11 protein-coding genes are annotated in these 15372 nt (G+C 32.5%); 10 read left to right on the forward strand and 1 reads right to left on the reverse strand.

Annotated elements, in window-relative coordinates:
- Nucleotides 1–3: 3 nt before the first annotated feature.
- The 8 genes from AA089_RS17090 (at nt 4) to AA089_RS17125 (ending at nt 9727) form a co-directional block, all read left to right on the forward strand.
- Nucleotides 4–2319: a multicopper oxidase domain-containing protein gene (locus tag AA089_RS17090; protein WP_046758209.1), complete on the forward strand. Its 2316-nt coding sequence runs from the start codon at nt 4–6 to the stop codon at nt 2317–2319.
- 51 nt (nt 2320–2370) lie between these two features.
- Nucleotides 2371–2880, forward strand: a complete 510-nt coding sequence (locus tag AA089_RS17095; protein ID WP_241480008.1) for a helix-turn-helix domain-containing protein — start codon at nt 2371–2373, stop codon at nt 2878–2880.
- A gap of 77 nt (nt 2881–2957) precedes the next feature.
- Complete coding sequence (locus AA089_RS17100; protein ID WP_046758211.1) at nt 2958–5681, forward strand: heavy metal translocating P-type ATPase; 2724 nt, start codon at nt 2958–2960, stop codon at nt 5679–5681.
- A gap of 2 nt (nt 5682–5683) precedes the next feature.
- Nucleotides 5684–6268: a DUF2911 domain-containing protein gene (locus tag AA089_RS17105; protein WP_046758212.1), complete on the forward strand. Its 585-nt coding sequence runs from the start codon at nt 5684–5686 to the stop codon at nt 6266–6268.
- A 1-nt stretch (nt 6269) separates the two neighbouring features.
- Nucleotides 6270–6977, forward strand: a complete 708-nt coding sequence (locus AA089_RS17110; protein WP_046758213.1) for a PepSY domain-containing protein — start codon at nt 6270–6272, stop codon at nt 6975–6977.
- A gap of 17 nt (nt 6978–6994) precedes the next feature.
- Nucleotides 6995–7486, forward strand: coding sequence for a DUF305 domain-containing protein (locus AA089_RS17115; protein ID WP_156169075.1), 492 nt, complete (start codon nt 6995–6997; stop codon nt 7484–7486).
- Nucleotides 7476–9254: an efflux RND transporter periplasmic adaptor subunit gene (locus tag AA089_RS17120; protein WP_046758215.1), complete on the forward strand. Its 1779-nt coding sequence runs from the start codon at nt 7476–7478 to the stop codon at nt 9252–9254. Before AA089_RS17115 ends, AA089_RS17120 begins: the two co-directional genes overlap by 11 nt.
- 32 nt (nt 9255–9286) lie before the next feature.
- Complete coding sequence (locus tag AA089_RS17125; RefSeq protein WP_046758216.1) at nt 9287–9727, forward strand: heavy-metal-associated domain-containing protein; 441 nt, start codon at nt 9287–9289, stop codon at nt 9725–9727.
- A gap of 34 nt (nt 9728–9761) precedes the next feature.
- Here AA089_RS17125 and AA089_RS17130 read toward each other — a convergent pair whose 3' ends face one another.
- The gene (locus tag AA089_RS17130; protein WP_046758217.1) at nt 9762–9989 is read right to left on the reverse strand and encodes a hypothetical protein; all 228 of its coding nucleotides are present in this window, start codon (nt 9987–9989) and stop codon (nt 9762–9764) included.
- Nucleotides 9990–10533: 544 nt separating this feature from the next.
- Between AA089_RS17130 and AA089_RS17135 the strand changes: the two genes are divergently transcribed.
- Both AA089_RS17135 and AA089_RS17140 read left to right on the forward strand, forming a co-directional pair.
- Nucleotides 10534–10914, forward strand: a complete 381-nt coding sequence (locus tag AA089_RS17135) for a DUF6660 family protein (RefSeq protein WP_053002523.1) — start codon at nt 10534–10536, stop codon at nt 10912–10914.
- 119 nt (nt 10915–11033) lie between these two features.
- The gene (locus AA089_RS17140; RefSeq protein ID WP_046758218.1) at nt 11034–15368 is read left to right on the forward strand and encodes a CusA/CzcA family heavy metal efflux RND transporter; all 4335 of its coding nucleotides are present in this window, start codon (nt 11034–11036) and stop codon (nt 15366–15368) included.
- Nucleotides 15369–15372: the final 4 nt, after the last annotated feature.

Consider the following 15372-nt stretch of genomic DNA (forward strand, 5'->3'; position numbering starts at 1 on the left):
ACAATGAAAACCATTAATACAATACTTCTTTTATTCCTAACATCAATTGCATTTGCCCAAGTAGGAACAAATGGCGATGACAGAAAAGAAGAAGGAAGAAATATAAAAGAATATAACCTAACTATTGAAGAAAATAAAATGACACTTGGAGGCGTAAGCGCAAATGCTATGACTATTAATGGAAGTATTCCTGGACCTACTTTAGAGTTTAATGAAGGAGACCTTGCCATTATTAATGTTACCAACAAAATGGATGTGGAAACTTCTGTTCATTGGCACGGTTTAATTCTTCCTAATTTTTATGACGGTGTGCCCTATTTAACCACACCACCTATTAAAGCAGGCACCACATTTCAATATAGAATTCCTATCAACCAATCGGGAACCTACTGGTATCATTCTCATACAATGTTACAAGAACAGAAAGGAGTTTACGGATCTATAGTCATTCACCCAAAAGAAAAAGTATTAGAGTATGATAAAGACTTAGTTGTTTTATTATCTGATTGGACTTATGAAAAGCCAATGAATGTGCTTCGTAACCTTAAACGAGGTAACGAATGGTATCAAGTAAAAAAAGGGACAGCTGTACCATTAAGTAGAGTTATAAAAGAAGGTGCATTGGGCGCACAATTTAAGTTTTGGCGCGATAGAATGGAAGGTGCAGATATTGCAGACATTTATTATCCTGCTTTTTTAACTAATGGTAAAAAAACGGCAAAATATCCAGATTTCAAATCAGGAGAAAAAGTACGCTTACGTTTTATAAATGCTTCTGCATCGACTTACTATTGGATGGATTTTGGGACTGGTAATCCGATGATGGTGTCAAGTGATGGTGTAGATGTTGTTCCAACTTTAAAAGAGCGTTTTCTTTTTGGTGTTGCCGAAACCTATGATGTTATTGTTACCATTCCAGAAGGAACTTTAGAGGTTACTGCAACAGCACAAGACGGTTCAGGACACACATCACTTCATATAGGAAAAGGAACATTATTTCCTGCTAAAACTATAGATAGACCTGATAAAATAGAGATGATGAAACAAATGTCTAAAATGGATATGAAGATGGGGGCACCTGCCACAATTGGTAATAAAAACAAAAAAACACCTGAATATCTTAAAGAGAATTATGGCATGCAAATGAATATGAAAGATGGCAAGATGAAGATGAGTATGAGCGACAAGATGTCTATGAATAAAGATCAAATGAATAACTCAATGGACATGAAGATGGATAACAAAAATGCACACAAATATCATAATATGTCCAAAATGTCAAAAGACACCTCTTCTTTTAATTATGAAAACCGTAAAAACTATTTTAATTACAATCATTTAAAAGCAAAAGAAAAAACGGCTTACAATGCAGACCTACCTGTAAATGATATTTTATTAAATCTTACAGGAAATATGCAACGATATATATGGAGTATGAATGGTGTACCTCTTTCAGAGACTGATAAAATAAAAATTAAAAGTAACGAAGTAACTCGTATTACTTTCAATAACCTTACTATGATGCACCACCCAATGCATTTACATGGTCACTATTTTAGGGTAATTAACGAAAACGGAGAGCGTTCCCCATTAAAACATACCGTTAATGTACCACCAATGCAAAAAGTAGTCATTGAGTTTTATAATGAAGAATACGGAGATTGGTTTTTCCATTGTCACATTTTATATCACATGATGGGTGGTATGGCTCGTATTTTTAGTTATGATACGCCACGTGATGAAAGAATGAAAGATTTCCCTGTTCAAAAATTAATTGATGAAACAGACCATTATTATTCTTGGGGATTGTTGCGTGGAGGTTCAAATTTTAATGAACTCTTTTTAATGTCAAGCAATATCCGCAATGGATTTGGTTTAAGGGCAGAGTTTGATTATGACAAAAACCTTGAAGCCGAAATAAATTATGACAGATACCTTAATGACTGGTTACGTCTCTATGTAGGAGTGAATACAGAAACTGAAATACCAAATTCCTTTGATGAGTTCAATACGGTGGGTCTTGTTGGTGTAAAATACTTTACACCCTACAGGTTCAATGTAGATGTGAGTATGGACAATCAGCTACGCCCAAGGATAAGACTTGATAGAGAACTTTACCTATTTCCAAGAATTTTCCTCGAGGGAGAATACGAATATAGAGCAGACTTTGGATGGGTCAATGATTTAGGAGGCAGTTCTTTTGAGAGTGAAACACAATGGTTAGTAGGTCTTTCTTATATACTATCAAGAAATTTTTCAATACAAGCAAACTACAATAATCGTTATGGCTGGGGTGGTGGTCTTTTGGCAAGATTTTAATTAATGAAAAAATATCTTTACATAAAAAATATGGTATGTAACCGTTGTAAAATGGCGATACTTAATGTATTCAATAATCAAAATATTGAAGTCAAAACCATACAACTTGGTAAAATCACAATTGATAAAAAGGTAGAGATAAACTATCAAAAGCTTGATAAACAACTTAAAGATTTGGGTTTTGAACTAATTAAAGACCCAGTAGATACATTGATTGAAAAAATCAAGATAAAACTAATTCAGTATGTAGAAAATAGTAATGACAACACTATTGTAACCTATCTCGAAAATGAAATAGGAAAAAGTTACACAACATTAAGTAAAACATTTAGTAAAAACGAAGGAATAACCATAGAGAAGTATTATATCAATCTAAAAATTGAAAAGGTTAAAGAATTAATTCAAATGCAAAAACTAAATTTTTCTGAAATCGCTTACACTTTAAATTATAAAAATAGTAGTCATTTAGCAAAACAATTTAAACAAATAACAGGTATGTCTATGACAGATTATAAGAGCTTACAAATTGATACCAGAAAAACTTTGGACAAAATTGTATAAAAAGTATCCAATATTAGAAAAGCTTAAAATATACAGTCAAAATAATTTTGTGAGTTAAACTTTTAAAAAATGAAAAAATGAAACACAAATATCAAATTCAAGGAATGACCTGCAAAGGATGTATGAGAACTGTTAATAATGCTTTGTCAGAAGTGGAAGGAGTAGAAAATGTGGAGATTGATTTTGAAACATCAACAGCAACCATAGAAATGACAGCGCATATTTCAATAGACAATTTTGAAAAAGCGCTACAAGAAAAAAAAGCAAAATATCATATTCATCCAAATAAAGGTAATGGCTTAATCACAAGAACTTTTCCAGTTAATGGGATGACCTGCAATGGCTGTAAGGCTCATGTAGAAAAAACACTTTCTTCTGTTGAAGGTGTTAAAAGTGTTTCAGTCAATTTAAAAAATGCCGAAGCTACTATATATATGAAACCAGAAATACTAATTGAAAAGTTTCAAGAGGTTTTAGAAAAAGATGGGGGAACATATAGCATTTTTAAAGCAGGTCAAAGACCTGATGCTAATCAAGAGAAAAAAGAAAAACCAAAAGGACAAGGCACAGGTACGTTCTACTGCCCAATGCGTTGCGAAGGTGACAAAACCTACGATGATCCAGGAGACTGTCCTGTTTGTGGTATGGATTTAGTCGAAGAAGTAAGTCTAACCACAATCAACAAACAGCAATGGACGTGTCCTATGCATCCAGAAGTTGTAAAAGATGAAGAGGGCTCTTGTCCTATTTGCGGGATGGATTTAGTACCAATGGAACCTGAAGCATCAGCGGAAGAAAAAACCTATAAAAAACTATTGAAAAAGTTTTGGATAGCATCCGTTTTCACTTTCCCAATTTTTATAATCGCAATGAGCGAAATGCTTAATAACAATCCATTGTACGATATAATGGAACAAAAATATTGGAATTGGATTCAGTTTGCTTTATCCATTCCAGTTGTATTTTATGCGACTTGGATGTTCTTTGAACGTGCTTATAGAAGTATAAAAACGTGGAACCTCAATATGTTTACACTCATTGGTATTGGTGCTGGTGTCGCTTGGCTATTTAGTGTTATTGGTATGTTATTTCCAGATGTCTTTCCATCACAGTTTAAAACAGAATCAGGTGCAGTACACGTCTATTTTGAAGCAGCAACGGTTATTCTAACCTTGGTGCTTTTAGGACAGTTGTTAGAAGCTCGTGCGCATAGCAAAACCAATTCGGCAGTAAAAGAATTATTAAAGTTAGCACCTAATAAAGCCATAAAAATAATAGATGGTGAAGAAGTTGAAGTCAGTATCGATAAGATAGAATTAAATGATATTTTAAAAGTAAAACCAGGCGATAAAATTCCCGTAGATGGTGTGATAACAGAAGGTGAAACAACCATTGACGAATCTATGATTACAGGTGAACCTATTCCTGTAAACAAATCACAACAAGATAAAGTAAATAGCGGAACAATTAATGGGAATCAATCCTTTTTAATGAAAGCGGAAAAAGTAGGAAGTGATACGCTTTTATCTCAAATCATTCATATGGTTAATGATGCCAGTAGAAGTCGCGCACCCATTCAGAATTTAGCAGATAAGGTATCAGGTTATTTCGTACCAGTTGTAGTTCTTATTTCTATAATCACATTTATGGTATGGGCAATTTGGGGACCAGAACCTGCTTATGTATATGCATTGGTCAATGCAATTGCAGTACTAATCATTGCTTGTCCTTGTGCTTTAGGTTTAGCAACACCAATGTCGGTAATGGTTGGCGTGGGTAAAGGTGCTCAAAACGGTGTATTGATTAAAAATGCCGAAGCTCTCGAAAAAATGGATAAGGTAAATACACTTATAGTTGATAAAACAGGAACAATTACAGAAGGAAAACCAACAGTAGAAACAGTAGGTGTTTTTAGTGATACTCTAAACGAAAAAGAGCTACTACAATATATCGTTTCATTAAATACGAATAGTGAACACCCATTAGCAGAAGCTACTGTTAAATATGGAAAAGAACATAATGCTGAAATAATAAAATCTGAAAACTTTAGTGCAATCACAGGAAAAGGTGTTGAAGCAATAATAAACGATAAAAAAGTAGCATTAGGTAATCCAAAAATGATGGAATATGCCAAAGCAGATATTACTTCTAAAATGAAAGACGAAGCTAAATCTTACCAACAACAGGGTAAAACAGTTTCTTATTTGTCGATAGATAAAACCGTTGTTGGTTATGTAGTCATAGGAGATAAAATAAAAGAAACAAGTGCCAAAGCAATTAAAATACTTCAAGATAAAGGCATTGATGTTATAATGCTTACAGGCGATAATCACGATACAGCACAAGCAGTAGCTTCAGAACTTAATCTTGCAGATTTTAAAGCCAGTATGCTACCAGAAGATAAACTCAAAGAAGTTGAGAAATTGCAAGAAAAGGGAAAAGTGGTTGCAATGGCAGGTGATGGTATAAATGATGCACCAGCATTGGCAAAAAGTGATGTAGGTATTGCAATGGGTACAGGCACAGATGTAGCGATAGAAAGTGCAATGATAACTTTGGTGAAAGGTAATTTACACGGAATAGTAAAAGCTAAAAATTTAAGCCATTCCGTAATGAAAAATATTAAGCAGAATCTATTTTTTGCACTTATTTATAACACATTAGGAGTACCTATTGCAGCAGGCGTATTATTTCCATTCTTTGGCATTTTATTGTCGCCAATGATAGCAGCATTAGCAATGAGTTTTAGTTCTGTTTCAGTAATAGTAAACGCATTAAGATTAAGAAATATTAAAATATAATTATGAAGAATTTAATAATAGTATTTGTATTAACAGTTTCAGTTTTAAGCTGTAAAAATCAAGAACAGAAAAAAGAAGAGCACAACCATCAACAGACTCGAACTGAAAAGGAAGATGCACCTAAAAAGAAACCTTTAAGCCCACATACATCTTCAATGGCAATGATTGGAGATGCACATATTCATATAGACTATTCATCACCAGGAGTTAGAGGACGAATTATTTTTGGTGGATTAGTTGGTTATGATAATGTCTGGCAAGCAGGTGCACATAATGCCACTTGGATTGAAACCAATAAAGATTTAATTATAAATGGTGAGGTGCTTCCAAAAGGAAAATATGGATTTTTCACGATTCCTTCAAAAGAGAATTGGACTGTAATGATTAATAAAAACTGGAATCAACACGGGAAAGACGATTATAATGAAAATGATGATGTGATACGATTTAAAGTGACACCAAGTATTTCAGATAAAATTACAGAGCATTTAGAATATAAAGTAAATAAGATTAGTGAAACAGAGGGCAGTATTTCTCTTGCTTGGGAAAAGGTGACAATTAGCTTTCCATTCAAAATAAATCAATAAAATGGTAAACAGGCATACAGCATTAAAAATTAGAAAAACCCATAGATATTTAGGATTGTTTTTGGGTATTCAATTTTTGTTTTGGACTATCAGTGGTCTGTATTTTAGTTGGACAGATATTGATGAAATTCACGGAGACCATTTTAAAAATATGCAATACCAGCCTAAAGCATTTAACAACCTTATTAGTCCATCACAACTTAATATTTCTGAAGGTGTTAACACCATCGCTTTAAGAGATATTGGTAACGTGCCATATTATTGGGTAAATGGCAAGCAGTTGTATAATGCTATAGATGGAAGCCCAAAGAATATCATCACAGAGGAAGAAGCACTCTATATTGCTAAAAACTATATGAAAAACGGTCTAGAGGTAGACGCTATTGAGCAAATAAATAAGGTTGGAAAGCATCACGAATATAGAGAGAAACTATTGCCTGCTTATGTGATTTCATATAAAACAGACGAAGCCCTTAAAGCCTATGTATCTGTTAAAGACGGAAAATTTCAAACCGTTAGACATCGTAGTTGGCGTTGGTTCGATTTTTTATGGATGACGCACACTATGGATTATGAAGGTAGAGACAACTTTAATACAATAGTTTTAAGAGCCTTTTCTCTATTAGGCTTAATTACTGTATTAAGCGGATTTTTACTTTGGTTTACTTCCTCACCTACGATTAGAAAATTGAAAAAGAAAAGAAATTAATATAAAAACTAAAAATTATGAACACACAAGAACACAAAAACAACGAAAACGGAATGAGCAACTACACAAAATTCTTTTTAATGTTAGGGGCATCATTTATAGCAATGTACATCACAATGTATTTAAATACCTATGAATTTGACCACGTATGGTTTAGTCTCACACGCTTTTATATGGTATGTTTAGGTATTGCTACTATGGCACTTATTATGTTCTTTTTTATGAAGAATATGTACAAGAATAAAAAGAAGAATTTAGGAATTGTCATAGGTAGTATAGTGCTTTTTCTTGGTGCTTTAGGATTAGTGCGAGACCAAAAATCAACAGTTGGAGATATACTATGGATGAAAGGTATGATACCACATCATTCCATAGCAATCTTAACAAGTGAAAGAGCAGATATTAAAGATCCAGAAGTAAAAAAGTTAGCAGAAGATATTATTAAAGCACAGAAAAAGGAAATTGAAGAAATGAAAGCAATGATAAATCGATTACAGAATGAAAAATAATAAAATAGTCATATACGTAGGCTTACTTGTAGTAGGTTTACTCTTGGGTTGGTTGCTATTTGGAAGTTCGTCCAATGAAAGTACAAAGCACAATCATACGGAAACAACAGAAACCAATCAAATGTGGACCTGTTCTATGCATCCACAAATTATGCAACCAGAACCAGGTGATTGTCCTATTTGCGGAATGGATTTAATTCCTGCCGAAAGTAGTGCAGATGGTTTGTTGGCAGACCAATTCAAATTAACCGAAAATGCGATAGCATTAGCAAACATTCAGACAACTATTGTTGGCAAAGGAAAAATTGATGGTAACACCATCAAATTATCTGGTAAAATTGCTGAAAATGAAGAAGCAAACGCAGTACAAGTCAGTTATTTTTCGGGTAGAATAGAACGATTGAATGTCAGTTTTACAGGCGAGGAAGTTCGTAATGGTCAATTATTAGCAACCATTTATTCGCCAGAATTGTATGCAGCACAACAAGAATTGATTACAGCTTCATCATTAAAGGAATCACAACCTGCATTATATAAGGCAGTTCGTAATAAATTGAAGTTGTGGAAACTTTCTGAAAGTCAAATTAATCAAATAGAAGAAACTGGAAAAGTAAAAGAAAATTTTCCAGTCTATGCTACTGTTTCAGGAACAGTTACCGAAAAATTAGTAGAACAAGGCGATTACATAAAACAAGGTCAACCATTGCTAAAAATTGCAAATCTTAATACGGTTTGGGCAAACTTTGATGTCTATGAAAATCAAATCGATTTGTTTAAAAAGGGGCAAGAAGTTTTAGTGACTACAAACGCTTATGCTAATAAGGAGTTCAAAGGGAAAGTAGATTTTATTGACCCAATTTTAAATACCAAAACAAGAACAGTAACCTTACGTGTGGTGCTTTCTAATAAAAACGATGTATTTAAACCAGGAATGTTTGTAACCGCCAATATTGAACGAGTTTCGAGAAGTAATGATGAGGTATTAACAATCCCAGCATCAGCTGTACTTTGGACTGGTGAACGCTCTGTGGTCTATTTAAAAATCAATCCAGACCAAACCGTTTTTGAAATGCGTGAAGTTGTTTTAGGTAATCGAATTGGTAATGAATATGAAGTTTTAGAAGGTTTATTTCTTGGAAATGAAATCGTGACTAACGGAACATTTACGGTTGATGCAGCAGCTCAATTACAAGGTAAAAAATCAATGATGAATAAAGATGGTGGCAAAGTAATGACTGGTCACGAAGGACATTTAGGAATGGATAATAATGCATCAAAAAAAGAAAGTAACCATACTAATATGAACCAAAGATTGACGGTATCAGAGAAATTCCAAAAACAATTAAAATTTGTTTATAATGATTACATCAATTTAAAAGATGCTCTAGTTAAAGAAGATTCAAAAAACACTTCAGTTAATGCAATAAGTTTATTAAACAATTTAGATAAAGTTGATATGAAATTATTATCTGACAATAACGCTCACGCGCATTGGATGTCATTAGTAAAGGAAATACGATCTTCTGCAACATCTATTTCTAAAACTTCTGATATAAAGGCTCAAAGAGACCATTTCAAACATCTATCATCACGTTTAATAAATGTAGTTCAACTCTTTGGTATTAATGAAAAAGTATATGTTGAATTTTGCCCGATGGCAGATAACGATAATGGTGCGTATTGGTTGAGTAATGAAGAACAAATACGAAACCCATATTTTGGTGATGCAATGTTAAAATGTGGTGAAGTAAAACAAACAATAAAATAAATAAACACAAATAATAATTAAATTTTTAAAAAATGAAGAAAGTAATTTTAAGTGCAGCTATCATAATAGCTTTAGGTTTTACAAGTTGTAAAAACGACACAAAAAAAGAAGTTAGTTCAATTACTAAAGAAGTTTCAAAAGAAGTTGTGATGACAGACTTATCGTTTGGTGTAAGAGGTAATTGTGGTATGTGTAAAAGTACCATTGAAAAAGCTGCTAATAGTATTGATGGTGTTACAGCTGCAAACTGGGATAGAAATAAAAAGAAAATAGACGTCTCTTTTGATAGTTCTATAGCAGATGCAATGGCAATCCATAATGCAATTGCTGCATCTGGGTATGATACTGAAAAAGTAGCAGGTAATGAGGAAGCCTACAAAAACTTACCAGGTTGTTGTAAATATGACCATACTATGGCAATGAATCAATCTGGAGAAAATAAAAGTGAAGACCATTCTCAACACAATCATTGATTAAGAAAAAGTGGTTTAAAGGGTTTTGTGATCATTACCCTTTAAGGTTGCTTTTCGCATCCCTTACAGCTTTCACTAATCCGCTATAGGCGCTTACATAATATTTTGAAACCCTTAAAAATCCGTAAACAACAATTCCTGAAATGATAATTTTAGTAGTTGGATGCTTTAAAATTTCTTTTGTGTTTATGATGGGTTTTATTTCTGATTTTATCGAATCTAAATCGAGTTTACCTTCTATTGAATTTTCTTTTCTTTTCATGAAATAAAGCTTTGTAATTAAAAAATTATTTAAGGAGATCAAAGCGTTATACTTTGAATGCTGTAATTATTCAGAATCTCTAAATTCCGTTATGAAGCAAAGATGAATAGAAGTTGTTAAAAATCATTTGTTCACTTTTGTAACTTGAACAATTTGAAAGGAGTCAAAAATATCCAATTACAAATTTAGGATATAAGCTTTAGAAGATTTTTACAATACCAATAATGAGTTCAACGGTTTTGAGTAAAAAGTGACTCACCAAACTTGTTTACCAAAATGCAAGCATGTAAAGGTCTAATAATCAATAATTTGAATTTTTAAATTTTTTAAGTCATTTACAGGGTATTCTTTGGTAAAATATTAGTCAATTCTGAGTCATTCTTTGGTAACTTATAGGGAACTCTTGAGTCACTTATTAGTCATTATTTAACTTAAATTTCATGAAAAATTCTTTCGACTATAAATTATTTAGGTACGAGAATAGTCTTATTTTCTTATATTAAAACCGCTTAAAATTGCTATAAAATAAGTTTAATATAAATTAGTGAGTCATAAAGATCGACAAATAATTTTTGCACAGCAATTGCAACAAATAATTCATATATTTGACCAAATGAAATTTTTAGCTGCAATATTATCAATATATATCTTTTCACTAAACTTTTTCCCATGTGGAGATAGTAGTAATGAAGAAAACGAAATCAAAACAGAAATTACCTATGATGTTAATGACGATTATGGGCATCAAGATTCTGATTTGTGCTCACCGTTTTGTCATTGTAATTGTTGTCACATCAATGTTATGCAATTTAAAATTGTTGACTTTACTTTAGCAACAATAGATATTTCTGCAAAAATCTTTTATTATTCGGCTGGATTAATTAAAAACTTCAATCCAACTATCTTACAACCTCCACAAGTATAATTTAGTTTTTACAGGATAACTACACCCTTTTTTAAGCAAAAAAGGAATTTTCATCATTTCGTATTACAACTATAATCCGTTGTAATTCGGACTGTTTTAACTAAATTAATATATTTTCTATGATAAATAAAATCATTGATTTTTCAATCAATAACAAGTTTATTATTGGTTTGTTAACCCTTACCATTATTGGAGCAGGAATTTGGAGTATGACTAAAGTACCTATAGATGCTGTTCCTGACATTACTAATAATCAAGTACAAGTAATTACCCAATCTCCGAATTTAGGAACTGAAGATATTGAGCAAATAATTACCTATCCTGTAGAGATCGCAATGAGTAATCTTCCAAATGTGGAAGAAATACGTTCAATCTCTCGCTTTGGTTTATCTGTGGTTACAATAGTTTTTGATGATGATATGGGAACATATCTTCCTCGTCAATTAGTTTCAGAAAAACTAAATGAAGTAAAAGAACAAATTCCCGAAGGTTTTGGAGAGCCATCAATGGGACCAATCTCAACAGGATTAGGAGAAATTTATCAATATACTTTAAAGGTAAAACCTGAATACAGTAACAAATATTCTATTGCTGATCTACGTACAATGCAAGATTGGATTGTACAACGTCAAATGGCAATGGTAGATGGTGTGGTGGAAGTAAATGCTATAGGCGGTAAAGTAAAGCAATATGAAGTAGCCGTTGATCCGAATGAGTTAAAAGCAATAGGATTAACAATTATAGACATTTTTGAAGCACTTGAAGCCAATAATCAAAATACAGGAGGTGCTTATATTGAAAAAAATCATCAAGCCAATTTTATACGTGGGGAAGGTTTGGTTCGTAATTTTGAGGATATTAAAAAAATTACGATTAAAACTATAAACAATATTCCCATTACAATAAGTGATGTTGCAACTGTTCAGTACGGCTCGGCAATTCGTTATGGTGCTTTAACACAAGATGGCGAAGGCGAAGTTGTTGGTGGTTTAGTAATGATGTTAAAAGGTGCTAATTCCAATGAGGTTATCGACAATGTTAAAAAACGAATGGAACAAATCCAAAAGTCGCTACCTGAAGGTGTTGTCATAGAGCCACTTTTAGATAGAAGTAAATTAATTGGCGAGACAACTTCTACGGTAGCAAATAACTTAATTGAAGGTGCGTTGATCGTAATATTCGTACTTATATTCTTATTAGGGAATTGGAGAGGTGGATTAATTGTCGCTTCAACGATACCATTATCGTTACTTTTTGCTTTTATATTAATGAATGCTTTTGATGTTTGGGCAAACTTGATGAGTTTAGGAGCTATTGACTTTGGAATCATTGTGGACGGCGCAGTTATCATTGTTGAAACGACAGTATTCTTAATTTCTTCACAAATACTCAAAAAGAAAAAAATGTCTTCTAAAGAGAGAAATGATATAGCATCTTCGGCTTCAAAAAAAATGATGAATGCAGCATTTTTTGGTCAGTTAATTATTCTAATAGTTTTTTTACCAATTCTAGCGTTACAAGGTATTGAAGGAAAAATGTTTAAGCCAATGGCACTAACTTTCATTTTTGCAATGATTGGTGCAATGGTTTTATGTCTTACCTATGTACCAATGATGTCAGCTTTGATATTGAGAGCGCCTAAATCCGATAAAAAGTCGTATGGAGATAAATTTGTGCATTGGGTAGAACGTAAATACCAACCATTATTGGAAAGTTCCTTAAAAAAAGGGAAACTCATTATTGGTCTTGCTATTGGTTTTTTTGCACTAGCGGTTTTTATGTTTACTCGAATGGGTGGCGAATTTATACCACAACTCGATGAAGGTGATATTGCATTTCATGCTATCTTAAAACCAGGGAGTTCTTTAAGTGAAACTATTGAAACAACCACTAAAATTGAACAAATTGTAAAGTCAAAATTTCCTGAGGTCGATAAAATTGTAAGCCGTATTGGTGTTGCTGAAATACCCACCGATCCAATGCCTATGGATATCGCTGATGTTTTCGTAATTCTAAAACCAAAAAGTCAATGGACAACAGTTTCTTCTAAAGATCAACTCATAGAAAAAATGAAAGATGCCATTGAAATTGTTCCAGGTGTTAATTATGAATTTACACAACCAATAGAAATGCGATTCAATGAATTGCTTGAAGGTGTTCGAGAAGATATTGCTATAAAACTCTATGGCGATGATATCAACCTACTTTCTAAAAAGGCACAAGAAATATCTAAAATTATAGCAGGAACACAGGGTATTGGAGACATGAAAGCCGAAGCCACAACAGGATTGCCGCAAATGACGATTACTTACAATAGAAATAAATTAGCACAATACGGACTTCAAATCAATGATCTCAACAAGATTGTGCAATCTGCATTTGCTGGAGGTAATGCAGGTGTAATTTTTGAAGGAGAAAAACGTTTTGACTTAGTAGTTCGCTTAAATACCAAAAACAGAAAAGATATTACAGATATTCAAAATCTTTTTATCAATATTCCATCAAGAGCCCAAATACCACTTCGAGAAATAGCAGACATATCATACAAATCGGGTCCAATGCAAATTAGTAGAGATAACACTAATAGGAGAACCTATGTAGGAATAAATGTTAGAGGTCGCGATGTGAAATCATTAGTAACTGAAATTAAATCAAAATTGGATGCGCAATTAGAACTACCATCAGGCTATTTTATTCGTTATGGCGGCGCATTTGAAAATTTGGAGCGTGCCAGTAGTCGTTTATTTACCGTTGTTCCTATTGCATTGTTACTTATTTTTATATTGATTTATTTTGCACTAAAATCATTACCTCAAACATTGATGATTTACATTGCAATTCCGATGGCTACTATCGGTGGTGTTGTAGCGTTGTGGCTAAGAGATATGCCTTTTAGTATATCGGCAGGTGTAGGCTTTATTGTACTCTTTGGTGTTGCTGTTTTAAATGGACTCGTAATGATTAGCGGACTTAATGAGTTAAAAGACGAAGGCGTAACCAATCTAAAAGATAGAATTATTGAAGGTACTAAAAGAAGAATTAGACCTATTATGCTTACAGCATTTACAGATATTTTAGGTTTCTTACCAATGGCTATTTCTGCATCAGCGGGAGCAGAAGTTCAACGTCCATTGGCTACTGTGGTTATTGGCGGACTATTGACCTCTACTTTACTCACATTATTCGTTTTACCTATTTTATATCATTGGGTAGAAAATAAATCCTTCTCATTGAAACCAAATAAAAAATTAGCTACACCAACAATGGTAATAGTTATGTTATTTAGTTGTTTAACACAGGTAAACGCTCAACAACAAAACAATGTACTTACAGAAATTACATTGCAAGAAGCCGTAGAAATTTCAAAAAATAAATATCCTTTATTAAAACAAAGACAACTAGAAGTAACCAAACAGGAAAAACAAAAAGCAATTGTTTACGAACTTGGAACAACTAGAATCTTTACAGGAGGAGAAGAAATAAATAATGATAATGGTATATATACAACTATTGGCATTGGACAATCCAATATAGATATATTCGGTATTGCTCCAAAAAAGAAGTTACAGCAACAACGTATACAGTTAGCTAAAAAAGCATATCAATTATCTGAACTTGAATTGGAATTAGAAGTAAAAAAGGCATGGTCTAATTGTTACCAAATGAAAAGAAATTATCTACTATTTGAAGAATTAGATAGTATTTATTCAAAATTTGAACAAGCAGTTGCTTTGAATTATGAAGTAGAAGCTATTTCTAAATTAGAATATTTAGCAGCTAGAAATCAATATTTCCAAATTCAAAATAAAAAAGAACAGGCGTATAGTAATTATCTAATTGCTTTACAAGAATTAAATCTCTGGTTGGCTTCGGATAAAGTATTTACAGTTTCAAAAGATTTTGATATTGAACCATTCTCTAACGTAGAAAATTTTACAGTAGAAAATCATCCTTCGTATACTATCTCACAAAATATTGTGGCAGAAGCAAATGCAAAGTATAAAGTTGCCAAAGCTAATAACTTACCTAAATTCAATATACAAGGAGGTTTACAAAGAGTCAATGGCAATTCAGGATTCTACAGTTATCAAGCTGGTATTTCAATCCCTTTCTTGTCAGGTACGAATAAATCCAAAACACAAACAGCAAAAATTGATACAGAGATAGCAGAAATAAATGCTAAATTTAGAAAAAAAGAAGTTGAGTCAAAATTTATTCAGGCTAAAGAAGATTATTTAAAATGGAAAAAAGCTTGGAAGTTTTATGAGAGCAAAATTTTACCATTAACAAAAGGTCAGAAATCAGGTGCTTTGTTAGCATACAGAGAAGGTGAAATTGATTATACAGCATTTACACAACTCATAAAGGAAGCCATCGAATCTGAACAGCAAGCACTAACGGCTTTAGCAAATTATTTAGAAAGTACTTTCCAATTACAATATTTTAATCAATAATACA

The sequence above is a fragment of the Kordia jejudonensis genome (assembly GCF_001005315.1).
Classification (GTDB): domain Bacteria; phylum Bacteroidota; class Bacteroidia; order Flavobacteriales; family Flavobacteriaceae; genus Kordia; species Kordia jejudonensis.

Excerpts from the sequence above, each read along its gene's own strand:
- AA089_RS17100 (WP_046758211.1), top strand. The coding sequence starts at position 2,958 with ATGAAACACAAATATCAAATTCAAGGAATGACCTGCAAAGGATGTATG.
- AA089_RS17110 (WP_046758213.1), top strand. The coding sequence starts at position 6,270 with ATGGTAAACAGGCATACAGCATTAAAAATTAGAAAAACCCATAGATAT.
- AA089_RS17125 (WP_046758216.1), top strand. The coding sequence starts at position 9,287 with ATGAAGAAAGTAATTTTAAGTGCAGCTATCATAATAGCTTTAGGTTTT.
- AA089_RS17140 (WP_046758218.1), top strand. The coding sequence starts at position 11,034 with ATGATAAATAAAATCATTGATTTTTCAATCAATAACAAGTTTATTATT.
- AA089_RS17095 (WP_241480008.1), top strand. The coding sequence starts at position 2,371 with ATGGCGATACTTAATGTATTCAATAATCAAAATATTGAAGTCAAAACC.
- AA089_RS17120 (WP_046758215.1), top strand. The coding sequence starts at position 7,476 with ATGAAAAATAATAAAATAGTCATATACGTAGGCTTACTTGTAGTAGGT.
- AA089_RS17090 (WP_046758209.1), top strand. The coding sequence starts at position 4 with ATGAAAACCATTAATACAATACTTCTTTTATTCCTAACATCAATTGCA.
- AA089_RS17115 (WP_156169075.1), top strand. The coding sequence starts at position 6,995 with ATGAACACACAAGAACACAAAAACAACGAAAACGGAATGAGCAACTAC.
- AA089_RS17130 (WP_046758217.1), bottom strand. The coding sequence starts at position 9,989 with ATGAAAAGAAAAGAAAATTCAATAGAAGGTAAACTCGATTTAGATTCG.
- AA089_RS17105 (WP_046758212.1), top strand. The coding sequence starts at position 5,684 with ATGAAGAATTTAATAATAGTATTTGTATTAACAGTTTCAGTTTTAAGC.